Source organism: Acidobacteriota bacterium, assembly GCA_030697165.1.
Lineage (GTDB): Bacteria > Acidobacteriota > Vicinamibacteria > Vicinamibacterales > UBA2999 > 12-FULL-67-14b.
In genome coordinates, this window is sequence record JAUYQQ010000021.1 from 84890 (window position 1) to 110902 (window position 26013).

Annotated in this window: 23 protein-coding genes; 14 read left to right on the forward strand and 9 right to left on the reverse strand. The window is 66.7% G+C overall.

The genetic code is table 11. From position 1 onward, the window contains the following. Positions 1–20 precede the first annotated feature (20 nt). The gene (locus Q8T13_19175) at positions 21–827 is read left to right on the forward strand and encodes a hypothetical protein (GenBank protein ID MDP3719888.1); all 807 of its coding nucleotides are present in this window, start codon (positions 21–23) and stop codon (positions 825–827) included. Between the two features lie 8 nt (positions 828–835). Continuing rightward, entirely contained in the window at positions 836–1936 is a 1101-nt protein-coding gene (locus Q8T13_19180) for a hypothetical protein (protein ID MDP3719889.1), read from the forward strand. Here Q8T13_19180 and Q8T13_19185 read toward each other — a convergent pair. Continuing rightward, complete coding sequence (locus Q8T13_19185) at positions 1933–2841, reverse strand: creatininase family protein (GenBank protein MDP3719890.1); 909 nt, start codon at positions 2839–2841, stop codon at positions 1933–1935. The two genes, Q8T13_19180 and Q8T13_19185, sit on opposite strands and share 4 nt — an antisense overlap. A gap of 123 nt (positions 2842–2964) precedes the next feature. Between Q8T13_19185 and Q8T13_19190 the strand changes: the two genes are divergently transcribed. After that, positions 2965–3117, forward strand: a complete 153-nt coding sequence (locus tag Q8T13_19190) for a hypothetical protein (protein ID MDP3719891.1) — start codon at positions 2965–2967, stop codon at positions 3115–3117. Positions 3118–3157: 40 nt separating this feature from the next. Here the strand turns inward: Q8T13_19190 and Q8T13_19195 are convergent, their stop codons facing one another. Next, the gene (locus Q8T13_19195) at positions 3158–5146 is read right to left on the reverse strand and encodes a peptidase M49 (GenBank protein MDP3719892.1); all 1989 of its coding nucleotides are present in this window, start codon (positions 5144–5146) and stop codon (positions 3158–3160) included. Between the two features lie 141 nt (positions 5147–5287). Here Q8T13_19195 and Q8T13_19200 point away from each other — a divergent pair, with 141 nt between their 5' ends. After that, positions 5288–5998 carry a hypothetical protein gene (locus Q8T13_19200; GenBank protein MDP3719893.1) on the forward strand — a complete coding sequence of 237 codons (711 nt, stop codon included), beginning with the start codon at positions 5288–5290 and terminating at the stop codon, positions 5996–5998. 176 nt (positions 5999–6174) lie between these two features. After that, positions 6175–6471, forward strand: a complete 297-nt coding sequence (locus tag Q8T13_19205) for a hypothetical protein (GenBank protein ID MDP3719894.1) — start codon at positions 6175–6177, stop codon at positions 6469–6471. On the opposite strand, the gene Q8T13_19210 is transcribed toward Q8T13_19205, so the two are convergent. Continuing rightward, positions 6472–6942, reverse strand: coding sequence for a ferritin-like domain-containing protein (locus tag Q8T13_19210; protein MDP3719895.1), 471 nt, complete (start codon positions 6940–6942; stop codon positions 6472–6474). Between the two features lie 99 nt (positions 6943–7041). Continuing rightward, a complete protein-coding gene (locus Q8T13_19215; GenBank protein MDP3719896.1) occupies positions 7042–7935 on the reverse strand; it encodes a dienelactone hydrolase family protein in 894 nt (297 codons plus the stop codon). A gap of 110 nt (positions 7936–8045) precedes the next feature. On the opposite strand from Q8T13_19215, the gene Q8T13_19220 reads away from it, so the two are divergent. After that, a complete protein-coding gene (locus Q8T13_19220; protein ID MDP3719897.1) occupies positions 8046–9554 on the forward strand; it encodes a fibronectin type III domain-containing protein in 1509 nt (502 codons plus the stop codon). Positions 9555–9672: 118 nt separating this feature from the next. Here Q8T13_19220 and Q8T13_19225 read toward each other — a convergent pair whose 3' ends face one another. From Q8T13_19225 to Q8T13_19240, 4 genes are all read right to left on the reverse strand, one after another. Continuing rightward, positions 9673–10338, reverse strand: coding sequence for a peroxiredoxin (locus Q8T13_19225; GenBank protein ID MDP3719898.1), 666 nt, complete (start codon positions 10336–10338; stop codon positions 9673–9675). A gap of 306 nt (positions 10339–10644) precedes the next feature. Next, entirely contained in the window at positions 10645–11952 is a 1308-nt protein-coding gene (locus Q8T13_19230) for a hypothetical protein (protein MDP3719899.1), read from the reverse strand. Between the two features lie 13 nt (positions 11953–11965). Beyond that, complete coding sequence (locus tag Q8T13_19235) at positions 11966–12766, reverse strand: hypothetical protein (GenBank protein MDP3719900.1); 801 nt, start codon at positions 12764–12766, stop codon at positions 11966–11968. A gap of 167 nt (positions 12767–12933) precedes the next feature. Continuing rightward, a complete protein-coding gene (locus tag Q8T13_19240; GenBank protein MDP3719901.1) occupies positions 12934–13227 on the reverse strand; it encodes an energy transducer TonB in 294 nt (97 codons plus the stop codon). 168 nt (positions 13228–13395) lie between these two features. On the opposite strand from Q8T13_19240, the gene Q8T13_19245 reads away from it, so the two are divergent. Then, the gene (locus Q8T13_19245) at positions 13396–13596 is read left to right on the forward strand and encodes a hypothetical protein (GenBank protein ID MDP3719902.1); all 201 of its coding nucleotides are present in this window, start codon (positions 13396–13398) and stop codon (positions 13594–13596) included. On the opposite strand, the gene Q8T13_19250 is transcribed toward Q8T13_19245, so the two are convergent. Continuing rightward, complete coding sequence (locus tag Q8T13_19250) at positions 13593–14915, reverse strand: MFS transporter (GenBank protein ID MDP3719903.1); 1323 nt, start codon at positions 14913–14915, stop codon at positions 13593–13595. The genes Q8T13_19245 and Q8T13_19250 overlap by 4 nt on opposite strands. Positions 14916–14989: 74 nt before the next feature. On the opposite strand from Q8T13_19250, the gene Q8T13_19255 reads away from it, so the two are divergent. From Q8T13_19255 to Q8T13_19285, 7 genes are read left to right on the forward strand one after another with little or no spacing between them, the layout of a single operon-like run. After that, a complete protein-coding gene (locus tag Q8T13_19255; protein MDP3719904.1) occupies positions 14990–17467 on the forward strand; it encodes an ABC transporter permease in 2478 nt (825 codons plus the stop codon). A gap of 51 nt (positions 17468–17518) precedes the next feature. Continuing rightward, positions 17519–18502: a MoxR family ATPase gene (locus tag Q8T13_19260; protein MDP3719905.1), complete on the forward strand. Its 984-nt coding sequence runs from the start codon at positions 17519–17521 to the stop codon at positions 18500–18502. Positions 18503–18554: 52 nt separating this feature from the next. Beyond that, complete coding sequence (locus Q8T13_19265; GenBank protein ID MDP3719906.1) at positions 18555–19427, forward strand: DUF58 domain-containing protein; 873 nt, start codon at positions 18555–18557, stop codon at positions 19425–19427. 4 nt (positions 19428–19431) lie between these two features. After that, on the forward strand, positions 19432–20586 hold the full coding sequence (locus Q8T13_19270) for a BatA domain-containing protein (GenBank protein MDP3719907.1): 1155 nt from the start codon (positions 19432–19434) through the stop codon (positions 20584–20586). Further along, the gene (locus Q8T13_19275) at positions 20579–22612 is read left to right on the forward strand and encodes a hypothetical protein (protein ID MDP3719908.1); all 2034 of its coding nucleotides are present in this window, start codon (positions 20579–20581) and stop codon (positions 22610–22612) included. Before Q8T13_19270 ends, Q8T13_19275 begins: the two co-directional genes overlap by 8 nt. Beyond that, positions 22609–24336, forward strand: a complete 1728-nt coding sequence (locus Q8T13_19280; protein MDP3719909.1) for a hypothetical protein — start codon at positions 22609–22611, stop codon at positions 24334–24336. Before Q8T13_19275 ends, Q8T13_19280 begins: the two co-directional genes overlap by 4 nt. 10 nt (positions 24337–24346) lie before the next feature. Further along, entirely contained in the window at positions 24347–25984 is a 1638-nt protein-coding gene (locus tag Q8T13_19285) for a TldD/PmbA family protein (protein ID MDP3719910.1), read from the forward strand. The last annotated feature ends 29 nt before the right edge of the window (positions 25985–26013 follow it).

A 26013-nucleotide genomic window follows, 5' to 3' on the forward strand; every position in this document is an offset into this window, starting at 1 on the left:
GTGCGGTACGATTGAGCATCGTGGATGACGCGATCGCCGAGCTCTACCAGCTGCCGCTCGACCAGTTCACTCCTGCTCGCAACGCCCTGGCCAAGGGCGCCGGACCGCGAGCTGCGGAGATCAAGGCGCTCGAGAAACCCAACGCGGCGGCGTGGGCGGTGAACCAGCTGTTCTGGCTCGAGCGGCCGATCTACGACGAGCTGATTGAGGCGTCGCAGCAGCTGCGCGCGGCCTATCGCGATCAATTGGCGGGGAAGTCGCCCGACGTGCGCGGCGCCGAAGCCACGCACAAGGCAGCCGTGAAGCGGGCCACGCAAACCGCGCGGACCATCGTCGAGCGCGATGGCGGCAAGGCGTCGGATGCCGTCGTGGACGCGGTGCGCGAAACGCTCGACATCCTGCCCAGTGCCGACCCTCCCGGGCGGCTCACCAGGCCGCTCAAGCGGACCGGCTTCGAGGCGCTCGAGGGCTTTACCATTGCCGCGAAGCCGCGGCCCGAACCGACGCGGCTCGAACCCAAGGCTGGTCCGTCAAAGCCCAGACCCACCGAGACCGAGAAGCGCGCGACCGAGGTCGCGCAGCGTGAGCGCGAGATGACCCGCGAGCGCCTGCGGTTTGCGGAGGCGTCCGAGCGGGAGGCCCAGGCCGCGCTCGACCGCGCCCGCCGCGCCGTGGAGCGAGCCGAGCGCACGCGCGAGCGGATTACGCGCGAACTGGACGAGGCCACGAAGACCGCGAAGGGCCTGCTGAAGGACCAGGCGGCCGCGCAGGCGGCGTACGACAAGGCGCTCCTGGAACGAGAACGCCTGGCCAAGAAGCTGACCTAGCCGACCACGTGCCGGGGATCGTAGAATCGGCCCGGGAGGCGCCCACGCTCAAACGGTGGTGGCTGGTGGTCGTGTTCGGTATGGCCGCGCTTGGCGCGTTGGCCGGAGCTCATGTCGGCGGTCCAGTGCCGTTCACGTGGTTCGAGCCAGACGTCTCGCTATCGCGGAACGACCTGTTGCGTCTCGACCGAGGCGAAGTGGTCGTGAAGCCTCTGCCCTCGAAGAGCGGCCAACTCGGCATCTTCACCATCACCGAACTGGACGCGACCTCGGACGTGTTCGTCTCGTGGATTCGTCACGTTGCGGAACTCAAGCGCAGCAAGGCGGTGCCGGCATCCCGCCGTTTCTCTGAGCCACCCTCGCTCGCCGACCTCGATGGGCTTCAGCTCGACCAACGGGACCTGGATGCGATTCGCGAGTGCCGACCAGGAGACTGCGCGCTGAAGTTGTCGACAGCGGAGATCGAAACCTTGAGTCGCGTGGCCGCCCGAGGGTCCGATAGGGCGATCCAAGAGGTGTTCCGGCGGCTGCTGTTGGATCGGCTCATGGTGTACCGGTCCGGGGGACTCGCCGCCGTGCCCCTCCCGGCCTTCAGCCGGAACGCGGTCCAGCCCCTCGAGGTGTTCGCAGCGCTCCGCGCCAATTCACCGTACATCCGCCGGTCGGATCAGCGCTTGGCGTCGTGGCTCGAACGGCCTCACGAGGCCCGCGGCCCCGAGGTGGAGTCGTTCTACTACTGGTCCAAGGAGTACTACTCGTCCGGCAAGGCGGTCGTCGCCCTGATGCACGTCGGCGTCACCCGCGCCGCGACGGGGAGCGCTGGGCCGCAGGTCGCGGTGGCGGGCAAGCAGATCTTCGCTTCGCGCTACATGAACGGCATGCTGACGCACATTACCCTGAGCCGCGATCCCGAGACCGGCCAGGGCTACATGACCTACACCAATCGCGCCCAGCTCGACGTGCTGCACGGTATGTTCGGCGGCGTCGTTCGCGGCATCATCAACGGCCGGCTCAAGGGTGATGCGGCCGCCGTGTTGCGGACGCTGCGCACCCGCATCGAGAGCGGCCTACCCGAGAGCTCGCCCCCGGCGTCTACGCCAAGCCGTTAGCTCGGCTTCTTCTCGGCGATCGCCTGCTTGATCAAATTGACGGTCCGCGTGGCGCGGGCTTCGACGATGGCGCGCGCCCATTCGCGCGAGCGGTTCAGGTCCGAGATATCCACGCCGTTGATGGTGGCCTTGTTGGCCTTGACCCGTGCGGCCCAGCGCACCGAGTCGGGATCGGTCAGCATCATGTTCAGCGTGATGCCTGGGCTGTCGTGCAGCCCATCGTCTGGCATGCCGTCCTTGGTGACTCCAAGCTGGCGGAGCACATTCGGGGTGCCCGGCGGGGCGGTGTAGTAGCCGGGGATGGTGGCGACAAACGCAGCGCCGGCGAACTGTGCGGTGAGCTTGTCGGCCACCGCCTTCTGGCCGTTCTGGTTGCCGCCGCTGTCGCCAATCATGATGATGTTCTTGAAGCCGTGCATCTTGAGGCTGTGCGCGATGTCGGTCAGCAGCGCTTCGAACGTTTCCTGGCGCAGGCTGATGGTGCCGGCACTGCGCATGTGGCCGCTCGGCGGATCGATGCGGCCTTCAGGGACGAATGCCACAATCGGCGCGCATAGCGCGTTGCCAAGCTTGCGGGCGATCGCTTCGCAGTTCGTCTTGAGCACGTAGTTGTGCTTGCCGGTGACCAGCCATGGACCGTTGGGTTCCATGCCGCCGGTGGCGATGATGGCCGTCGTCGTACCGGCCTTGAGCGCGTCGCGCACGTCCATCCACGTCATTTCCTCGATCCACACCGTGTCCGGAGCCGGCAGGGGATTGGGCGCGTCGGCGCAGTTGTACGCGTTGTCGCGGCAATCGCCGCCGCCCATGGAACGTGGATCGGGCTCGCGCCGCGGCGCCTGCGCGGAGATCAGGGCCGACAGGAGCGCGAGGGAGGCGAGGGCGGTGAGGGCGGTCTTCATCATGGCGAGGAGTATAGCGCCGGGGCAGCTGAGCGGCGACCACGCAGTGCACGGCACGCAATATCTGTGCGACCGTTGAGCTCTATCCGCACGAGACTCGCCTACACTCGACGTGAGGGATAACGTATGTGGTGGGCAATTGGTGTGGCCGGCGGACTGGTGGTGGTGGCGCTTTCGCTGCTGAGGCTGGCCAAGCGGCCGCGGCAGCGAGAAATCGATGCCGGCTCGGTCAGCGCATCGTGGCTGGCCGAGCATCGGGGACGGACGTCGGATACGTAGATCGCCGGCACTAAAGTGCCGGCCTTCTGGCAATAGTGCCCTATTTCCTGACCCCGGAATACTCGAGCATCTGCTGTGTCAGGTCCATCGGGTACGAGATTGTGACGTCGGTGACCTGGCCATTGGTCAGCACCGGTGTCAGCTTGGGCATGACAAAGCCTGAGTACGACGGCAGGTTCAGCTGGTCCACGCGGGCCACGATCTGGTCGCGCAGCTTCGGGTCGAAGTGCACGCCGTAGGTGGCGAACAGCTTCTTGGCCGCGGCGTAATCGCCTTCCGACTTGATCCGTTGCACCTCGGCCAGCAGCCGGCCGACGCCGTCGCGGAACGCCTTCGCATCCACCATCACCAGGTAAGTCTTGCTGTCGCGCGTCCGCTCCTCGATGGCCTTGGTGTTGGCCATCAGCCAGCGCACAATCATCTGGCGGTTGCGCATGTGGTCTTCCTCGATCTGCGTGCCCTCGCGCATGCGGCGCAACTGCACGATGGCGTTACGCGTGTACGCCTCGTACTCGGCCCGCACCATGCCTTCGTGGTCGGCGGCCGGGATGATGCCGAGCTCGACCAGCTTGGGGTCGGCGATGAAGTAAAGCCCGACCAGGTCGGCGCGGCCTTCTTCGAGGGCCGAGAACTCCTCCTTGATCAACGCCTGCGGGTTGCTCTTGCCCGGCGCCTGCTGGCCCGAGGCGTGGCCGATCACTTCGTGCATGTCGGTGGTCAGGCTGCCGGCCTCTTCGGCGTACTTCGCGGCGCGCTCGGCTTCGGCGGCGTCCCACGTGAACTCGCTGCGCATGTTGCCGGGAGCTGAGCGGGCGTAGGCGTCGGTCACGTTCGACAGCGCCACCGACTTGCTGCCGAACTTCTCGCGAATCGCCTGGTCGTTCGGCAGGTTGATGCCCACCGGTGTCACCGGGCCCGAGTCGCCGGTCTCCACCACGACGTCGATCGCGTTGGCGACGATGCCCTGCACGGTGGCCTTGCGGTACTTGGCGTCCCACGGCATGCGGTCTTCGAACCACTGCGCGTTGGCCGCCAGCTTCTTGATGCGTTCGGTCTTCTCCGGGTTCACGTAGAACACCAGGCCTTCCCACGCGCCCTTGACCCCGCGCGGGTCGAGATAGACCTCGATGAAGCCGTTGATGGTGTCAACCGGCGAGTCCTTGTCCTGCACCCACGCAATGTCGTAGGCCTCGCGGTCCTTCACGTCACCCGTGCGATAGAAGGCAATCAGCGCATCGAGCGCCTTCACCATCGGCGGCTCGGCAAACGCCTTGGCGGCCTCCAGGTGCGTGACGATCTCGGTGATGTACTTTCCGTAGCGGCCGTCGATCTTGTAGACCTCCTCGACGAGCGTGCCGTGTTGCTTGACCAGCCGCGAGTTCAGGCCGTACTTCTCGTCGAAGCCCTTGAGGTCAGCCACCGAGACCCCGGAGTACAAGTTGTTGGCGCTCGACAGCAGGATGTCGTTGCCCGCGCCCGGCGTCTTGTTGGTGACGATCGGATCGACGGCGGGGTCGAAGAACATGGGCTGTAGCCGCGCGACCGCGGCGGCATCGGCGCCGGCGACCTTCGCGGCAGCGGCAAACGCGTCGGGCGTGCATTTCAGCACGAACTTGCGCGCGGTCAGGTTGTTGTACGGGCCGTTGTTGATCCAGAACAGCTTCGTGTAGCGCTGCACCTCGGCGAGCGTGGCCGCGTCCACGCCCTGGGGATTTGCGACGATCCGTTCGAGAATGCCGCGCATCTCGAGCGCGTCCTTGTGCTTCTGGTCGATGAAGATGTCGCGGCCGGCAAGGGCTGCCTGGTAGAGGTGCCAAATCAGCGTCTTCTGCTTCACGGGCAGCGCCGAGAACCCGTCGGCATACAACTGCACCACCGACGCGTCGTCCACGCGCTCGAGCAGGTACTTGCGGTCGGCCGGCGCCGCCGAGGTAGCGGCGGCCGAGGTGGCGGCCGGAGCGGGCTCGGGATTCGAACACGCCGGAACGAACGCCAGCACGGCCAGTGCGAGTAAGGGACGCAGGGTCATGTCGGTAGGGTAACGCACCTATGCCGCAGGTCCCTAGGAGCCATAAGAACCGGGTATGATGTCCGTTCGGCACCGCCTTCGGCGGGTCAGGCACCGTCGGGTGCCGGGGACAACCAAGATTCTTCAGTGAGAGGACATACCATGCGTCTCGTTTACGGTTTCGCGCTTGCAGTTGCACTGTGTACCCCGTCGGTCGTTCGCGCCCAGGCGCCCGCGGCCCAGCCGGATGCCGCGGTGGCGGTGAAGGACGGCGGCATTTTCGCCAAGGGCTGGATGGGCAAGATCGACGCCCAGGAAGAGAAGGCCGGCCAGGTGCTGAACAACGCCCGGCTCGCCGAGAAGAACGGCGTGCTCGAAGTGCGCACCGGTCCCGCCACCACCTACTGGAACCCCGCCAACATGGCGACCGGCAACTACACCGTGAAGGCGACCTTTACCGAGTCGAACTACATGGGCCTGAACGATCACCCGCACCCCTACGGCATTGTCATCGGGGGCAACGCCATGGGCACGGCTGACCAGAGCTTCATCTACTGCTCGGCCTACGGCAGCGGCACGTTCATCGTCCGCGGCATGGGCCCGGCCCCGTTCGCGGTGAGCGCGCGCAAGCCCGAGCCGAACGCGGCCATCAACAAGGCCGCCGGCAAGGGGTCGTCGGTCAAGCAGGACATCGCGATGACCGTGACCGCCGACAAGATCGAGTGCGCGGTCAACGGCACGGTGGTCGGCAGCTATCCCAAGGCCGACGTGGTGGCCGCGGGCAAGCTGAAGTCGACCGACGGCGTCTACGGCATTCGCTTCGCGCACAACACCGAGGCCACCGTCACCGGCCTCACCATGACCAAGCAGTAAAGGCGGGTAGGGCTGGTGGGGCGGGTAGGGCTGGTGGGCGGGTAGGGCTGGTAGGGCCCGACCTGCCGCACCCGCCCTACCCGCCCTACCTTAAGTCTTCCTCCCGGAAGACTCTTGCCAGATTCCCTCACAATTTGCCGCGCGGCGCCGGGCATCGTCTTTGCTCCCTGCGGGGCATGACGCCGAGACTGCTCTTGGGAGTGTTCATCGCGCTGCAGGCGGCCGACGGGTGGCTCACGTACCAAGCCGTCGACCTGTTCGGGCCTTCTGCCGAAGGCAACCCGATACTCGAGACCTGGATGCACCTGACGGGACCGGGTCCGACGTTGATCGGCGCAAAGCTCCTCGCGATTGGTTGTGGAGCCGTGCTTTATGCGACTGGTGTCTACCAGGCGCTCGGCGGGCTGACCGCGCTGTACCTGTTTGGCGCGGTCGTCCCGTGGTTGAAGATCTTCTCGTCGATGCCGGCGTAGTTAGCGTTTCATTTTTGACACGTCGGGGACATCTTCACCGAGCGCGGCGGCCAGGTCCATCTGGTGTTCCTGTTCCTGCCGCAGGATCTCGCGAATTTCCTCGCCGACCGCAAACTCGCCCAGCGCTTCGCACTGGCGGACCCGCTCCCGATAAGCGCGGATGGTCTTGTTCTCGTTGTCGAGATCGGCGCGGAGCATGGTCGTAGGATCATCGCTCAGCGTGACCGACAGGGCCGTGGCGTTTGGCATCGCGCCCAGGTAGTCGAGCTGCTTGGCGATGGTGATCGCGTGCGCCAGTTCCTCCGCGGCATGCACCTCGAGTTCCTGGGCAATGGCCATGTACTGCGCGCCTTTGATGGCCTGGGAGTACACCACGTAGGCCAGAATGGCCTGGTACTCGCGAGAGAGGTCTTCCTGAAGCCCCCGGATCAGCTGGTCACGGGTGACGGACTCGCCAGCGTTCTTCGCCATTGTTCCTCCTGATAGGCACGAGGCGACCGATTGTGGGTGGTCGGTTCCCCAATCGGCCGCAACTCGCGCGTTATCGGAGGTTAGAGCAAGGGTCGTGCCTCATCCGCGGACGTACTTGTTGAAGTGCGCAATGGTGCGGTCCCAGGCGAGCTTGGCCGCGGTCGCGTCGTAGCGGGGCGTCGTGTCGTTGTTGAACCCGTGCTGGGTGCCGGCGTAAATGTAGCCTTCGTAGCGCACGTTGTTGGCCTTGAGCGCCGCTTCCCAGGCCGGCCAGCCCGCGTTGATGCGCTCGTCGGTGCCCGCGTAGTGCACCAGGATGGCGGCCTTGATCTTGGCGGTGTCTTCCGCCGAGGGCTGTCCGCCGTAGAAGGGCACGCTGGCCGCCAGGTCGGCGCCGAGCCGGTGCGCGAGCATGCCGACGACGCTGCCGCCGTAACAGAAGCCGACCGCGCCCACCTTGCCGGTGCTGTCAGGACGGGTGCGGATGTAGTGGGCGGCGGCCACGAAGTCTTCGCGCACCTTGGGCTGCTCCAGCTTCGGGAACAGCTCGCGCGCCTTCTCTTCGTCGCCGGGATAGCCGCCAAGGGGCGTCAGGGCATCCGGCGCGATCGCCATGAAGTTGTCGAGTGCGATGCGGCGGGCGATGTCTTCGATGTGCGGGTTCAGGCCGCGGTTCTCGTGCACCACGACAATCGCGGGCAGCTTGCCGGTGGCGTTGGCAGGCCGGCAGACATAGCACTTGATCTTGCCGTTGCCTTCGGGCGACATGACATCGACCCATTCCGTCTTGAGGCGCTTGTCATCCTTGGGCACTTGCTGCGCCTCGGCAAACCTGGGGCTGAGCGAATCGAGCAGCATGCCGGCCGTCACGCCGCCCACGGCAAACTTGGTCGCGCGATCCAGGAAGCCGCGGCGATCGATCGCGCCGTGCACGTACTGGTCGAAGATGAGAAGCAGTTCCTGGTCGAAATCGTTCGCCGTCTTGCGTTCCATTCAAATCCTCCGGTGGGGTCCGCCTTCGCCAAGGCTACGGTGGACAGGAAAGCATACACAAATTGGCACATGACGTAACCTTTACCCAGCTCAGCTGGTCAAAGACGTCAATGCGCCATTCCACCATTACGCTGCTCGTCGCCACCTTGTTGACCACCGCCGTGCCCGCCGCGGCCGCGCCCGGCGATGTCCGCGTCGCCAAGACCGGCGCCGTCACCGTGGGCAGCCGCCAGATTTTCTCCTCGTCGCAACTCGCGGTGAGCTGGATCCCCGGGGCTGGCGACCCGACGCACCACTTCGAGATCGTGGGCCGCGAAACCGCCCAGGGCACTGAAGTGCGCGCGTCGGCCGTAGCGTCTGCCACCGGCGTCACCCTGACGGGTCTAAAAGCGTTGACCACCTACGTCGTCACCGTTCGCGCGTGCGCCAACGAGGCGTGTTCGAGCTCGTCTGTTTCTGCGAGCGCGAGCGCCGAGACCGACACCGAGTACTGGCAGATGCAGGGGACCGGCAACACCGTTGCCCGGCTGACGACGATCGTGAGCGATGGCAACGCGCGACTGAGCGCGACGCGGTTTGGCCCTGACGCCGGGGCCATGGCCAACCGGGTGCAGCTCTATTACGGCCCCATGCACAGCGCGGGCTCCCGGCAGGCGCAGTTGTCGGCTGGGGTGGCCTCGGCCGAGGCGAACGCCGCCAATGCCAACTCGTTCCTGACCTTCACGAGCCGCGCAGGCAGCAGCGGCTTGATTGCGCCGACGACAAACACCACTTTGATCGCGGGCATGGCCACAGGGCAGGGCGTGCCGGTGACCCGCGAGAAGGGCGGGTTCGTCCGCCTGTTCTTCGAAGCGCAGGGCGCCGACGGCCGGACGCGGGCGATGTGGATTGACAGCAAGGACGGCTACTACGGCCTGGACTTCAACGCCGGCGCCGCGTCCACCTGCAGCACTGCGGCCGACTATTCACCGGGCGGCGGGTGCGAGCCGACCGTGGCCATTGCCGTGGACGGCGACACCGGCGGCAACAGCCGCATCACTCACTCGCGCCAGTTCAAGGTCGCCTGGCCGACGCTCGACTCGCCGCATTGGGACATGGCCGTCGGGTCGTTCATGGTGTTCACGTCGGACCGCGTGACCGGCTGTTCCGACTACCAGCAGAACCACGGCTACGCCGTGTGGGACGGCACGAAGTGGGTCGTGCAGTATCGCGACAACGGCTGCCCGAAGCTGTTCACGAGCGCCCAGGCGGCGTTTCCGTTCCACAGCGGTGGCGCTCGGTACCGCCTGTACTACGGCGACCCATCGATTACCGACGGACGCGCGACCTCGGGCAACCTGCCGTTCCTGGGCCCCAAGAAGCTGATCTACGCCGACGGCGGCGTCTCGGGCTCGGCGAGCGTGGTCGACTTCGAGGATTGGGAGGCCCAGACGTCCGCGCGCGACGTGGTGTTCCTGTGGCCGAACGGCGATCAGATGGATGCGCGGGCTGAAGGGTACATCGACGACTACCACTTCCTCACGCCAACCGGCGACCCGAACCTGCAGGTGATGTACATCACCATCACGGACGGGGCGATTGCGCCGATTGCCGTCGCCGCCGTCCTGCTGAATCCCTAAAGCCAACCACGAAGGACACGAAGATCGCAAGGGAGGACACGAAGAAGCCTTTAGCCAGAACAAAACTGCTTCGCGTGCTTCGTGGTGGCCTTCGTGTGCTTCGTGGTTTCGTCTCGTTTTACTTCGGCTGCGGGACGATGCGCAGGTACGGCTTCGGCGCCTTCCACCCCTGCGGATACTGCTTCCTGGCGTCTTCGTCGGTCACCGTGCCCAGGATGATCACGTCCTCGCCGTCCTTCCAGTTCACGGGCGTGGCGACCTTGTGCTTGGCGGAGAGCTGCATGGAATCGATCACCCGCAGCACTTCATCGAAGTTGCGGCCGGTGCTCATTGGGTAGGAGATGAGCAGCTTGACCTTCTTGTCGGGGCCGATTACGTAGACGTTGCGGACGGTCGCGTTGTCGGCCGCGGTGCGGCCTTCGCACGATTCGCCGGCATCGGCCGGGAGCATGCCGTACAACTTGGCCACCTTCAGGTCGGTGTCGCCGATCATGGGGTAGTTCGGGGCCGTGCCCTGGGTTTCCTCAATGTCCTTGGCCCAGCCCGCATGGCGGTCCACCGGGTCGATGCTTAGCCCGATGATCTTCACGTTGCGTTTGTCGAACTCCGGCTTGATCCGCGCCATGTATCCCAGTTCGGTCGTACACACCGGCGTGAAGTCCTTGGGGTGCGAGAAGATCACGCCCCAGGAATTGCCCAGCCACTCGTGAAAGCGGATCGGGCCGTCGGTGGTTTGGGCTTCGAAGTCGGGCGCATCGGTGCCGATGGGCAGAGGGCCAGTCATAAATGCTCCGGATCTGGTGATCTTGCGATTTGGGGATTTGGGGATTTGGAATTCGAATTTAGTGATTTAACGATTTGGCGATCTAATGATCTGGTGATTAGGTGATTTGCGGACTTGGCGGTTTGGGGCACGGAACGGACAACGGCCGGCCCGAGAGAATTAAATCTCAGACCGGCCGCTCGAATCAACAGCCTGGCGACCTCGTTTAAATCGATCCGAGCACCGAATGTCCCTAAATCCCTAACTCCCTAAATCCCCAAATCCGGATCCCAAATCCCCAAATCCCCAACTCACGAGATCACCACATCAGCGCTCGCCGCCGGGCGGCCTTGGCACTGCGGTGCGTTCGCCCGAACTGCCGCTCGACCCCGAGGAACCGCTCGAACCCGATGAACCGCTCGAGGAGCCGCCCGAGTAGCCCTGCGACGAGACGCCGCCGGAACTGGCGCCGCTCCAGCCGGCGCTCGTGCCGTTGCCACCACCGCTGGTTCGAGGGGCGGGTTCGCTTTCGCGCGGGCGCACCTGCGTGTAGCCGCGACCGTTGACCACCCGTCCGTCACCGCGTTCGGCGACGCCGCCCGTTCCGGAATCGACGCCGACAAAGCCGCCGGGGTAGTAGCCGCCTGGGTAGTAGGTGCCGTAGTTGTTGTAGCCGGAGTACCGCAGGAAGTAGGGGTCGTAGAACGACGAATACATGGAACCGCAGGCGGAGTAGTAGCTGCGATAGCCGTAGCCGTAACCGGAGCCGTAACAATCGGAATACGTGTTGCCCAACATCAACGGCCCCATGAAGGGATCGTAGTAGCCGCCGCCCATGGAAATGCCCACTGCGCTGCCGCCGCTCCCGCCGCGACGTTCAACGACGAAGCGATCCGGGTAGGCGAGGCCAATCATCAGGTCGATCGTGGTAGACGTCACCCCCGCGTCGGCGAGCGCCACCAGCGACTTCTTGTTGATGATGAAGCGCCCCTTGGCCTCGGCCACCGCCGCCTGCACGGCCGGCCCCGGAACCTTGCCGGCTGCCTCGATCACGTCCTCGACCGTCCACATCCCGTCGTCAGCCGTCGTGGCGCGGGCCGCGGTGCCGGTCGGATACTGGGGGACGCCTGAGCCGTCGGCCAGCGTCTGATCGAACGAGCGCCGATAGCGCTGAACCCGTACGGTCTGGTTGGGACCGCCGTCGACCAGCTGAACGTTGATGAACGCGGGCCCGGCCATGACGAAGGCAATGCTCGACACCTTGCGTGGCGGCTCGTTGCCACACGTGACCTCGGTGTGGCGAAACACCCGCTGGCCGTCGCTCGACCACTCGGCGTGTTCGGTGCCCTTGCACTCCTGGTCGGTGATGGGGCGGGTGACGCCGTCGGCTCGAATCGCTTCGTCACTGCCGCCGATTTTGCCGACGATGGTCTGCAGGCGCACACCCAGGTTGTCGGGCGTGATGCACAGCCGCGCGCCCGTGCCGGTCAGGTCGTCTTCGAGGCGCCAGCATCCCAGCCAGTTCGCAAAGCGGGCGTCCACTTGCGCGGTGGCGGCGGGTGTGGTCGGTGCCGGTGTTTGAGCAGAGGCCGCGCCGGCGGCCAGTGAGAACGCGAGTAGCAATGTCGTTTTCATGGTCGGGTCTCCGCTAAAACATGATGTGGAAGCCGGCACCGAACCGGAATCCGCCCAAGTCGATGGGATCGAAATCAATGAAGTCGTTGTCGAGCGTGGCGTTCGCCCACGTGTAGCGGCCTTCGAGCGACAGGAACATCCGCTTGTAAACCTGGATGTCGGTGCCGCCGAAGACATGCGCGGTCGGCGTCCAGCCGGACGACTTGAAGCTCTCGTCGAAGACGCGGAAGTCGACGAAGTCGACAAAGTCGCCGTTCTGCGTGAATTCGTACTTGGCCATGCCGCCACCGGCGCCAATGTAGGGAACCAATGTCGATGGGATCCACGCGTAGCGGCTGATGGTGCGCCCGCGGGGGATGACCGCGAACTTGATCGAGCCGGAGAAGTTCGACTGGCGCAGCGACGTGGTTTGCTGGATCGGCAGGCCCTGGTTGTCGATGAAGGCGCGGTACTCGGACGGCGTGGACGACCTGGCGACGTCGAAGCCGCCGACGATATCCAGGCGCTCCGTGAGACTGACCGCCATTTCCGCGCCGAAGCCCGGCGCGTTGAACGACGATTTCTCGAGCGTCAACTGCTCGGTGACGAAATCGAAGATGTCAGACCCCGCACTGGCAAACAGCCACCCGCCGCGCACGCCGACACTGGCGCGCGGCCGGCCCAGCAGGAAATCGGGGCTCGACGGTGCCTGGAAACTACCGGAGGGTGGTGGAGGCGGGTTCTGCGCCGCTGCCGGAGCCGGCGGCGAAAACAGGAGAAGAGCGGCCCCCGCACTCACGAGAAGACCGCGGAAACGCTGGCCGTGGTGAGCCATGGAAACTACCTCGGGAAGCCGGCGCCTGCTGGCGTAGGGCCTGCTATGGCCCCAAGAGTAACAGAAAGTCAGGGATCGGGGATCAGGGATCAGGGATCAGGGATCAGGGATCAGGGTGCAACTGTGGCGTCCGGCTTTAGCCGGACCGTGCCCGTGCCTGGACCCAGTTACTTGAGTGTAAACGTCATCTCGAGGGTGATCTCGACCGCCACCGGCTTGCCGTCCTTCGCGCCGGGCTTGAACTCCCATTGAGTGGCCGCCCGGCCCGCCTCGCGATCCAGCCGTGGATGGAGGGAACGGGTGACTTCGATATCCCCAACCTTGCCGTCCGGTAACACTACGCAGCGCATCCAGACAGAACCCTGGACCTTCTCGGGCAAAACGTCGCGCGGGTAAACAGGCTTCACTTCCTTCACCACGACCGGCAAGGAGACGCCGCTGCCGGGGAATTCGTCTGTCAAGAAGATTCCGAATACCGGACAAAACAGGAGATCAAGAGTTGGGGAGGGCCCTCTCCTGTTCTCATGAACTCCTGTATTCCTAAGGAGGGCTATGATGGCGCCAACGGGATGAAGTCAGGGAGTCCTTCGTGAAAGCCGGGCTGCTGGAGCGGTGGGAGGAACTGGCACGTGGTCTCTGAACAGGAACTGAATCTCGATCGCGACCTGCCGGTCACTGCGGAAGATGTCGTCGCCCTGCGACGGCTGAGGGCGGAAGTGCCGTCGTGGTTGCTGCTCGACTGGCGCGAACTCCAGGCATTGATTCCGGCTGAAGGGCTGCGCGAGCGTCCCGTGGCGAACGACCGCTGGCTGCCGTTCTCGCTGGATTAACGGCCCGCATTGGCATCGGTGGCTAATCGGTGTGAATCGGTGGCAGGCAAGCTGATCGCAATCGCGGCGCCGACGACGAGCACGCCGGCGAGCGCCAGCAGGCCCCCTTCGAAGCTGCCGGTCGCGTCGCGCACCCAGCCGATGGCGAACGGTCCCGCAAAACCGCCGATGTTGCCGATCGAGTTGACGATCGCAATCCCTCCGGCGGCGGCCGTGCCGCGCAGGAAGGCCGTGGGCATGGCCCAGAAGGGGCCGAGCGTGCCCCAAATGCCGAACGCGGCAATCGACAGCATGGCCAGCGACATGGCGGCGCTTGGCGGTGCCAGCACGGTGAGCACGAATCCGCCGGCGCCGATCAGGCACGGTACCGCCACATGCCACCGGCGCTCGACCTTGCGGTCCGAGCGCGATCCGATCACGACAAGGCCGATGGTTGCGGCCACATAGGGAATCGCCGTCAGCAGGATCACGCGAGCCGAGCTCAGCCCGCCCGTCGCCTGCACGATCTGCGGCAGCCAGAAGCTGATTCCGTAGAAGGCCATCACGATGCAGCAATAGAGGGCTGAGAGCGCCCACAGCCGGCCGCTCGACGCCGCGGCCCGCAGCGTCAGGTGCACGTGGTCGGTCTGCGCATGCTCCTTCGCCATCTCGTTCGAGAGCCATTCGCGCTCGTCGGCATTGAGCCACGTCGCGTCCGCGGGCCGCTCGGTGAGACGGCGCAGGACCACCGGTGCCAGCAACACCGCCGGCAGGCCCTCGATGATGAACAGCCACTGCCACCCGTGCAGGCCGCCGAGGCCGTCGAGCTGCAGGAGGGCGCTGGAGATGGGCGCCCCGATCACGCCGGCCATGGCGGTGGCCGTCATGAACAACGCCACGGCGCGGGCGCGTTCGCGCGCCGGGAACCAGTGCGTGAGGTACAGGATCAGGCCAGGGAAGAAGCCGGCTTCGGCGGCGCCAAGAACGAAGCGCAGCACGTAAAAAGACAGTGGCGTGGTGACGAACATCATCGCCATCGACACCAGGCCCCACGTGATCATGATGCGGGCGATCCAGCGGCGCGCGCCGACCCGCGCCAGGATCAGGTTGCTCGGCACCTCGAGCAGCGTGTAACTGAGGAAGAAGATGCCAGACCCGAAGCCGTATACGGCGGCGCTGAAGCCGAGGTCCCGGTTCATGTCGAGCGCGGCGTACCCGACGTTCACGCGGTCGAGATACGCAATGACGTAGAGCAGGAACAGAAAGGGGATGAGCCGCCAACGGACTTTGGCGAGCGTGGTTGACTCGAGATCCGGCACGTGTGGCAGATTCTGCATCATTTTCGGGGTTTCGGTGCCAGGCACCGGAACCCCCGGGAACCTGGCAGTTCCTGCCACCGTCAATTCACCTAGCCATGGAACGACTGCTGCAGGACCTTCGCGTCGCCGTCCGCGTGCTCTGGAAGGATCGCAGCTTCGCGGTGACGACCGTGGCCACGCTCGCACTGTGCCTGGCCGCCAACGTGGCCATCTTCGCCATTGTCGACGGGGTGCTGCTGAAGCCCCTGCCGTTTGATCAGCCCGACCGCCTGGTCCGCATCTTCAACAAGTATCCGGGTGCGGGTGTCGAGATTGGCGACAACGGGGTCCCCGACTACTTCGACCGCAAGGCGGGTCTGACCGCGGCGGAAGAGATCGCCATGTTCCGCCAGGCCGGCGTGACCGTGAGCGGCAGCGGATTGGGCGAGGCCGAGCGCATCCAGGCCATGACCGTCACGCCGTCGTTCTTCCGCGTGCTCAAGGTGCAGCCCGCGCGTGGTCAGGCCTTCACCGACGCACAGGGCGAGTTGGGCCAGGAGAAGGTGGTCATCCTGAGCCACGGCTTCTGGCAGCGGGTGTTCGGCGGGCGGGATGATGCGATCGGACAGGACCTGCGGCTCGGCGGCGAACTCCACCGCGTGGTCGGCGTGATGGATCCGGCGTTCCGATTTCTGAATCCTGACATCCAGTTGTATCGCCCGGCGGCGTTCACGGCGGCCGAGAAGTCAGACGAGTCCCGGCACAGCAACAACTTTCAGCAGTTCGCCCGGCTGAAGGCCGGCGCCACCATCGAGCAGGCCCAGAGCCAACTCGATGCGATCAATGCGGCCAACTTCGAGCGCTTTCCCGCGCTCAAGGAAATCCTGACCAACGCGCGCTTCAGCACCGAGGTCGTGGACTTCCAGTCGAACCTGGTGGGCGAGACGCGCGCGACGCTGTCGATGTTGTGGGGCGGCGCGATCTTCGTGCTGCTGATCGGCTGCGTCAACGTCGCCAACCTCGCCCTGGTGCGGTCGACCTCGCGCGTCCGCGAACTCGCGACGCGTCACGCGCTTGGCGCCAGCTTCGCGCGCCTGTCGCGGCAGTCGCTGACCGAATCCCTGTTGCTGGCGGCGACCGGTGGCGCAGCTGGCCTGGGCCTGGGCTGGTGGGCGCTGCAAGCCGCGCCGTTCTTCGGCTTCGATCGGCTACCGGCGGGCACCGCCGTCCACATCGACGCACGCGTCGTCGGTTTCACCATGCTGCTCGTCACGCTAGTTGGCGTCGCGGTCGGCCTGATCCCGATCCTCGCCATGCGCCGCGCCAACATCGCCCAGGTGGTGCGGGAAGAAGGCCGCAGCGGCACGCAGGGCCGCGGTCCGCGCCTGATGCGGCGGGTCCTGGTGACGAGCCAGGTGGCCTTCGCGCTGATGCTGTTGATTGGCGCGGGGGTGCTGCTGGCCAGCTTCGACCGCGTGTTGCGGATCGATCCGGGCTTCCGCGCCGAGCATGTCCTGACCGGCACCATCAGCTTACCCACCGCGCGTTATGCGACTAACGACAGCGTGCGGGCCACGACCGATCGTCTGCTCGAGCGTATTCGCGCGGTGCCTGGCGTGGTGGCGACCGGTGCGACCAACACCATTCCGTTCGGCGGCTCCTATAGCGACAGCGTGATCCTGGCCGAGGGATATCAAATGCAGCCGGGCGAGTCGCTGATCTCGCCGGGCCAGATCTCGGTGTCTGCCGGCTACTTCGAGACGATGGGCGTGAAGCTGATTGGCGGACGGCTGATCGACGCCAACGACATCGAGGGGCGGCCGCGCGTGCTGGTGATCGACGAGGAACTGGCGAACCGCTTCTGGCCGAACGGCGATGCGGTTGGCCGGCGGATGTACCAGCCGGCGAGCGCCGAGAACCTCCTCGCCAAGCCAGCCGAGGCCGACATGATGACGGTGGTCGGCGTGATCGCACCTATGCGCGTGCGCGGGCTGGTTGATTCCGCCGGCACTCGCCGCACCGGCAATTACTTCTACCCGTTGCGGCAACAGCCGTCGCGTGCCATAACGCTGGCCATTCGCACCAACCAGGCGCCCGAGTTGGTGATTGGCGCGGTGCGCCGCGAGGTCGCGCAGATTGATCCGGAGTTGCCGTTCTACGCCGTGCGGACGATGGCGGAACGGTTGTCGGCCGCGGTGGTCGATCGACGCACACCGACGGTGCTGGCGACGGGCTTCGCGGTGGTGGCCTTGTTTCTCGCCGGCATTGGCATCTACGGCGTGCTGGCCTACCAGGTGTCGCAGCGGCGCCGCGAGATCGGCATTCGCATGGCGCTCGGCGCGGCCAACAGCAGCATCTTCACGCTGGTGCTGCGCGAGGGGGCGATGATCGTCGCGTTCGGGACGGCCTTCGGACTGGCAGGCGCATTCCTGCTGCGACAAACGATCCAAGCGCAGCTCTACGAGATCGGCGCGATGGACGCGCGCGTCGTGGCCATGGTCGCGGGAGTGCTGATCGTGGTGGCGCTTGTTGCCTGCCTGCTCCCCGCGCGGCGTGCCGCGAAGACCGACCCCATGATCGCGCTATCTGAGTAGCGTCCGGCTTTAGCCGGACCAATTGGGGACTAAGGATAGAATTTAGGCTCAATGAGCCTCTCGGACACCTCTGCCCTGGTCAGTTCGCTTCAACAAGAGCTTCGCCGCGTCATCGTCGGGCAAGACGAGGTGGTGGCCGAGATCCTCACGGCCTTTCTCGCCGGTGGACATGTACTGCTTCGTGGTGTGCCCGGGCTGGCGAAGACGCTGCTGATCAAGACGCTGGCCGAGGCCGTGCACCTGAAGTTCAGCCGCATCCAGTTCACGCCCGACCTGATGCCGTCCGACATCATCGGCACCGAGGTGATCGAAGAAGATCGCGCCACCGGCGCGCGCAACGTCCGTTTCATCCCCGGGCCGATCTTCGCCAATATCATTCTGGCCGACGAGATCAACCGCACGCCGCCCAAGACGCAGGCCGCCCTGCTCGAGGCCATGCAGGAATACCAGGTCACCGTTGGTGGTGTGCGTCATACGCTCGAACGCCCGTTGTTCGTGCTGGCGACGCAGAATCCCATCGAGCAAGAAGGCACCTACCCGTTGCCAGAGGCGCAGCTCGATCGCTTCATGCTGAACGTCGTGATCAACTACCCGACGGCAGTGGACGAGCGACAGATCCTGGCGCAGACGACGAGCGGCGATGAGCCGTCGGCGCGGCCGGTGGCGACCGGCGAACAGATCGAGCGCGCGCGCCTGCTGGTGCGCGAGGTCGTGGCGGCCGACAACGTGATCGATTACGCCGCGCGGATCGTGCGCGCCTCGCGGCCGTCGGGCACGGCCGACGACCACGTGCCCGATTTCGTGAAACAGTGGCTGCGCTGGGGCGCCGGGCCACGCGCCGGCCAGGCGCTGCTGCTCGCGGGCAAGGCCCGCGCGGTGCTGCAGGGCCGCCCGGCCGTGTCGCTGGAGGACATCCGCGCGGTGGCGCCGCCGGTGCTGCGCCATCGGCTGCTCGTGAACTTCCAGGCCGAGGCGGACGGCATCGATGCTGAAACCGTCGTCACGCGCCTGCTGGACGCCGTGCCGGCCCGGTAGCACCTTGGCACTGGCACCCTCGGCACCCTAGGCACCTTAGGCACCTAAAAATATGTCGCGTCACCATGTGGTGTCGTCATCCGAACTGCAGTCGCTGCGCGACCTGGAGCTGGTCACGCGCACGACGGTCGAGGGACTGCGGCAGGGACTGCATCGCAGCCCGTTCCACGGCTTCAGCGCCGAGTTCAGCCAGTACCGGCATTACCGGCACGGTGATGATCTGAAGTACGTGGACTGGAAGGCGTTCGCGCGGACCGATCGGCTCTACACCCGCCAGTTTCGCGAAACCACCAACCTGTCGGCGCTGTTCGTGCTCGACGTCAGCCGTTCCATGAACTTCGGCGGCAAGTTCGATCTGGCCCGGCAGGTCACGGCCATCCTCGGCACCCTGGTCCTGGACCAGGGCGACGCCGCCGGCGTAATCGCCGTTGACGATCGCGCGCGGCTGGTGCCGCCACGTAGCGGTCACCATCACCTCCGGGTGTTCCTGGCGCAGGTCGGCCAGCTGGCGCCGACCGGCGAGGCGAGCCTTGGGGATGCGCTGCGGAGGGCCGCCACCGTGATGAAGCGGCGCGGCCTCGTGATCGTCGTGTCGGATCTGTACGAAGAAGCGGAGGCGCTGCCGCAGGTGCGCCGGCTGGCCCGCATGGGGCACGACGTCGTCGTGATCCACACACTGGCTCGCGAAGAGTTGACCCTTGATGTCGGCGGTGCGGCGGAGCTGGTCGATCTCGAAAGCGGTCGTTCGCTGATGGTGCAGCCGTCGGCCGTGCGCGACGGCTACGTGGCGGCGGTGCGGCAATGGCTGACGTCGGTGCACGATGCGGTGACTGGCGACGGCATCGAGTACCTGCGGCTGGTCACCGGCGAGCCGCTCGAGCCGGCGCTGCGGCGTTTCCTGACGCGGCGGCGGGGCTGCGGGTAGCCGCATGTCCATTTCCTGGCTCGCGCCGGCGGTCATGCTGGGCACGGCGCTCGTCGCCGTGCCGATCGCGATCCACTTGCTCGTCCGTCAACAGGGCCGGCGGGTGGCCTATCCGTCGCTGCGTTTCGTGTCGCCCTCGGCCCTGGCGGCGTTTCGCCGGCGAACGGTGCAGGATGCCGCACTCCTGGCCTGCCGCATGGCCATCATCGTGGCTGCCGTGCTTGCGCTCGCAGGGCCCGTGCTGCAGACCGAGGCACGCTCGGCGGCCCACCGCAACCGGGTTGCCCGGGCGGTGATTGTCCTGCCCGGGACGCCCCCAGAGGCGGCGGAGGATGCAGCGGGCGAGGCCTTCGTATCGCGAGCCTTCACGCGGGCCAATCTCGATGATGCGATCGCCGATGCCGTCCGGTGGCTCGGCGAGCAGCCGCCTGCCAGCCACGAAGTGCTGTTCACCGGTTCCGCCCGCCGCGGCCAACTCACCGCTGCCGGCTTGCAGGCCATCCCACTGTCCATGGGGATTCGCTTCGCGACGACCACCAGCGCGGTGACCGAACGCGACGTGGTGCTGCCGATTTTGCGCCGACAGGACGGCGCGCTCGTGCTCGAGCAGCGGCGGGTGCACCTTGCGGACGACGAGACGCGCGTGGCCGCCGGCCCCTCGACCCCTGCACCGGACGACCTGCTGCGGATCGAAGCCGCGCCGGCCGATCGCGCGCTGGCGGACGCGGCCGTCCGCGCTGCACTGGAAGACGGTGTGCGCTGGTCGCAGCCGGAGCGGCGGGTGCTCGTGGCGTGGGAAGGTGCGGACGAGGCCGCCGTGCAGCGAGTCGCAAACGGCGCCACGCTGATCCGCATGAGCCGTCCCGAACCGGCGTCGAGCGCGGCTTCGGCGGTGATCGCCGCCGTTGAGCAGGTCACTGCGCCGCCGTCCGACCGCTTGGAGCCGGTTCGAATTGACGATGCGCAACTGCAGGCGTGGACGCGCGCGCCCGGCGGAGTACCGGCAGAGGCGCGGCCGGCCGACGAAGGTGACCGCCGATGGTTCTGGGCGCTCGCACTGGCGTTACTGGCGCTCGAGCACGTCCTTCGCCGCGCCGCCACGCGGCCCGCGGCCGCCGAGGCCACCGTGGAGGGTGATGTGGAGGCCCGCGTTGCCTGACACCCGCGTCCTCGCCGGCGTCGAACGCGTGCGCCTGCGCATGCGCGTGCGCAACGTCGTCTGGAGCGTGACGGCGGGCGCAGCCACGGCGGGGGCGGTCGGCATGATCGTAACGCTCGTGGGCCTGTCAACGGCTCCACGGTGGCTGTTGGCCGTCGTGGCCGGCAGCGTCATGGCGTTCCTGTTGACCCGCAGGGCCGGGGGCGCGACGCCGGCAAGGGCGGCGGATCTGATCGAGCGTGAAGCCTCGCTCGACAACCTGATTGTGACCGCGGCGGAGTTGCAGGCCCGTCCGCGACCCGTGCGCGCGGATATTCGCGCCGAGATCGTGAGGCAGGCCGAGGCCCGGCTCTTGCTCGTGGACGCGACGCACCTGGTCCCGCTCCGCCAGCCCATGGCCGTCATGTCGGCGGTGCTCGCCGGCGCGTTCGCCGTGCTGACCATCGGCCCCGAGTCCGTTCCGCGCTTGCCGGGCGCGATCGGTGGCGCGGTGCAGGCGAGCACGCGGGGGATCGACAGCATGGCCGTCCACATCACACCGCCGGCGTACTCCGGCCGCCCGGCGGAGTCGCTGGCCGATCCGGTGCAGATCACCGTGGTGGCGGGCAGCCGCATTCAGTTGGTCGCGGCATCGGCCGCCGATGGGATGGTTGCGGAGATCGCCGGCCAACCGCCGTTGACGATGACGCGCGCCGCCGAAGGGTTCAGCGGCGAATGGGTCGCGGAGCAGTCGACCGCTGTCGCCATTCGTCCGGCCGGTGGGGAAGGCCGCGACGTGAAGTTCTTGTCGGTGATTGTTGTCGCCGATGCGCCGCCAGTCGTGCGCATGCCGCAACCCGGAATGGACCTCGCGATGTCCGGGACCAAGGGCCGCATCACCATCGGCGTCGATGCGCAGGACGACCTGGGGCTGGCCTCGTTGTCGGTGCGGTTCACGAAGGCGTCGGGCGGCGGCGAGTCGGTGACCTTTACCGAGGGCGAGGTGCCGCTGGCGATCACCCGCAGCGATGGCCGTCATTGGCGCGGCCGGGCCGAGTGGGTGCTTGACGGCCTGAGCCTGACCGATGGCGACGTGCTGGTGTATCGCGCGATCGCCCGCGACCGCAACCCCAACGGTACTCCCGTGCAGTCGGACCAGTACCTGATCGAGGTGGGCCGCCTGGCCGGTGCGGTGGGTTCTGGATTTGCGTTGCCGGCCGAAGAGAAGAAGTTCGCCATCAGTCAGCAGATGGTGATCTACAAGACCGAGCAGCTGATCGCGTCAGTGAAGGGCAAGCCCACCGGCGACCGTGGTCCAGACTGGCTGGAGCAGAACCAGATGCTGGCAATCGAGCAGCGGATGGTGCGATCTGAGGTGGTGTTTCTGAGCGGCGGCGAGGTACAGGACGAAGTGGAAGAGGCGGCGCACTCGCACGAGATTGCCGAGGGCCGGCTCGAGAACTCGGGCCGTGCCGAAATGGTGCGCGCCCTCAACTTCATGTCGCGGGCCGAAACGGAACTGAATGCCGGGCGCGCGGTGGCAGCGTTGGCCCTCGAGCGCGAGGCCCTCAAGGCGCTGGAGCGGGCCTTCGATCGCCGCCGGTATTTCCTGCGCACCCTGCCCGAGCGCTCGCGCATTGACACGACGCGCCGGTTGACCGGCAACCGCACTGAAGCCCGCCCGTGGGTGCGCGACCGCGGCCGGGTCGAGGCGCCACCCGGCCTGGCGCGTACTCGTGAGCTGATGCACGCACTGGCGGCCGCCTCCAACGTCGCGATGGGTGCCGACGCCGCGCTGGCGGCGAAGGTCGCGGCCATCGATCCGGCGGACGCCTCGTTGCAGAAGGCGGCGGTGGCGCTGGCCACCGCCGCCGATGAACGCACGCGCCGCGAGGCCCTGTGGGCCGCCATGCAGGCGGTGACGGCGCATGCCATCAAGGGGTTGGGTTCGGCGGGTGAGCTTCACCTGCAGATTGATCCCTTGGCCGGCCGGCTGGCCGACGAGATGGCCGAAGAGAGGGCGCGTTCCCGGAAGGGCAGCCGATGAGTCGCGACGCTCTCGTTCGTCTCGGGTTGCGCACGGTGGCCGCGGCGATCGCGGTCGCGGCGATTGCCGACCCGGTCCTGACGGTCTCACGGCCCGTGCCCCATCGGGTCGTGGTGGCTCGCCTTGCCTCAGCCAATGTCGAGGCCGAGGAGGCCGCCATCCGGTCGGCGCTGCCGGGCGCCGACATCAGCGTGAGGGCCGCGAGCCATGGCCGCGTGCCCTGCGCGCCGGGCGAGTCGTGCGTGATCCTGGCCGATGGTTCGGTTGCCGCGGACTGGCCCGACGACCTCGAGGGGCCGGTCTCGCTGATTCGCGTGGGCACGCCCGCCGGCCCGAACGTGGCGATTCAGTCGGCGCTGGTCGCGCCCGCGCAGAGTGCGGCGGCATCCGGGGTTGTCCTGGCAACGCTCACAGGCACCGGCATGGCCGGGCGCCGAACCGAGATCCGAATCACTGATGGCGCCGCCACGGTGGGCTCGGCCGTCCACGAGTGGACCGCCGATGGCGAGGCCGCCATCGAGGTCGCGTGGTGGCCGCTTGGCGACGGCCCGCGCGCGTTGCGGGTGGCCGCGCTGCCGTTTGATGGCGAGGCGTCTGCGATCGACAACGCGATCAACGTCGGGGTGACCGTCAACTCGCACCGGACGCGGGTGCTGGTGTTCGAGGCGCGGCCATCGTGGGCCAGCGCCTTTGTGCGGCGGGCCCTCGAGGACGATCCCCGTTTCGAGGTGGAGCATCGAGTCGGGCTGGCGCCCTTTCTGGTGGCCGGCACGTCCGGCACCCGGCTGACGGTGCCGACGCTGGACGCCGTGCCAATCGTGGTGGCCGGCGGCCTCGACGGCCTGGGCGCGGGCGAGGTGTCGCTGCTCGAGCGATTTGTCCGCGAACGGGGAGGCACGCTGATCCTCGTGCCAGACCGCGAGATCGCGGGGGCCGCTGCGCGACTGGTGAGCGGCCAATGGACGGAACACCTGGAGGCGTCGCCATCGGCAGTCGGCCGGTTGCGGGCAAGTGAAACGCTGCGCCTCGTTCGCGCCACACCGTTCGACACGGTGCTGGGCGCCATCGCGGACCGGCCCGTCATGGTCGTGTCGCCCGTCGGCCGCGGCCGGGTGGTGGTGTCGGGGGCGATGGATGCGTGGCGGCACCGGGATGCCGATGGCGGCGCGTTCGATCGCTTCTGGCGATCGCTGGTTCTCGAGTCAGCCTCCGCCGGCGAGGCTCTGCAGATCGATGTCCGGCAGCCGATCGCGGCGCCCGGTGCCCACGTTCCGTTCACCGTGCGTCACCGTCTCATGGAGGGCGCGCGGCCCCGCACCGTGACGGCGTCGGCCGCTTGCGGCGCTGGCGTGGCTGGGCCGATCCGGTTATGGCCGCACGGGGCGACAGGGGTGTTCAACGGAGCGGTTCCCATGGAGGGCGGCGAGCCGTGCGAACTGCGGGTCGAGGTTGAAGAGGGACCGGTCGCCGCTCGCGGTATCGCGGTGACGACCGGCGCCACGGGCAGCGTGACAGCAGTGATGCGAGAACTCGAGCGAATCGCGGCGCACAGCGGCGGCGGAATCGGCGACGCAGGGACGGCGACCGAGACGCTGGCCGGAATGCTGCAACCAGGTGCGGCGCCAACGCCATCTCATCCAATGCGTTCACCCTGGTGGATGTCTCCATTTGTCGCCTGCCTCGGTCTCGAGTGGTGGCTGCGGCGCCGTTCCGGACTGAGGTAGAGTTCTTGTCATGCCGTCAGAAAAGGTTCGGCTAAAGCCGGACACCACATTGCCGGACGCTACCTCGAGGCGAGACTTCGCAAAGATACTCGGGCTCGGCACCATTGGCCTCAGTCTCGGGCCGTCGGTGTTCGCCCGGCAAACCACCACACCCTTTCCGGCCATCAAGAATCCGAAGTATCGGACCTGGTCTGAAGATGCGCTGCGCGAGGCGAAGCGCCTCGGGTGCACCTACGCCGACATTCGCTTCACCTTGAACCGGTCGAACGGCGTCGCCGTGCGCAACGGCGACATCCAGAGTGGTGGCAGCGTCGGCTTCGGCCAGTTCGGTGATGTCGATACCTACGGGTTCGGCGTTCGCGTGATTCACTCGGGTGTGTGGGGATTCTCGAGCAGTCCCAACGTCACCCCGGAAGAGATCAAGCGCATCGTCGCCTTGGCGACCGAAGTCGCCAAGGCCAGCGCCACGGCGAAAAAGTTCGACGTGCGCCTGGCGCCGGTGAAAGCCTACGACACGTTCTGGGAGACGCCGATCAAGGTCGATCCGTGGAGCATTCCGCTGGAGGACAAGGTCGCGTTGCTGGTCGATGTCACCCGGACGATGCAGAAGACTCCCGAGGTGATCTCGGCGGACGCGGCGGTGAACTTCAACTACGAGTGGAAGTACCTGGCCACTTCCGAAGGTTCGTTCATCGAGCAGGTGTTCTACTACACGGCCGCGTCGATCAGCGCCACCGCCCGCAAGGACGGCGTGGTGAAGACGCGCACCTTCGACCCCGGCACCGAAACGCGCGGGTGGGAGTTCGTCACCGACAACGACCTGAAGGGCAATGCCGAGCGCGTCGCCGCCGAGGCGGTTGAATTCGCGATGGCCAAGCCGGTGGGGTCGGGCCTCAAAGACCTGATCCTCATGCCGAACCACTCGGCGCTCACCATCCACGAGATCATTGCCCACCCGACCGAACTCGACCGCATTGTCGGCTACGAAGCCAACTACGCGGGCACGAGCTTCGTGAAGATCAGCGACCTGGGCAAGCTGAAGTACGGGTCGAAGCACCTCAACATCACCGCCGACCGCACCCATCCGGGCGGCGCGTCGACGGTGGGCTACGACGATGACGGGGTGGAGGCACAGAACTGGCCGATCATCCGCGACGGCATTCTGGTCGGCCTGCAGACCAACCGCGAGACCGCGCACTACATCGGCGAAACCAGTTCGCGCGGCTGCACCTTTGCCAACCACTGGCGCAACTACCCGTTCCTGCGCATGCCGAACATCCAGATGGAGCCGGGCCCCAAGGGGTCGCCGACGCTCGACCAGATGATTGGCAGCATCCAGGACGGCGTGCTCGTGGACGGGCAGGGCAGCTTCAGCATCGACCAGCAGCGCTACAACGGCCAGTTCGGCGGTAACTGCTTCTGGGAGATCAAGAACGGCAAGAAGACGCGGATGGTGACCGACTTTACCTACAACGCGATCTCGACGGACTTCTGGGCCAACCTCGATGCGGTCGGCCCGCCCGAAGAGTGGCAGCACATCGGCATGGGCGGCGACGCGAAAGGGCAGCCGGTGCAGTCGAACCGTCCGTCCCACGGCGCCTCGCCGATCCTGTTGCGCAAGATCATGGTCGGCACGGCGTTCAAGTAACGGTTCCCGACTCCCGACTCCCGACTCCC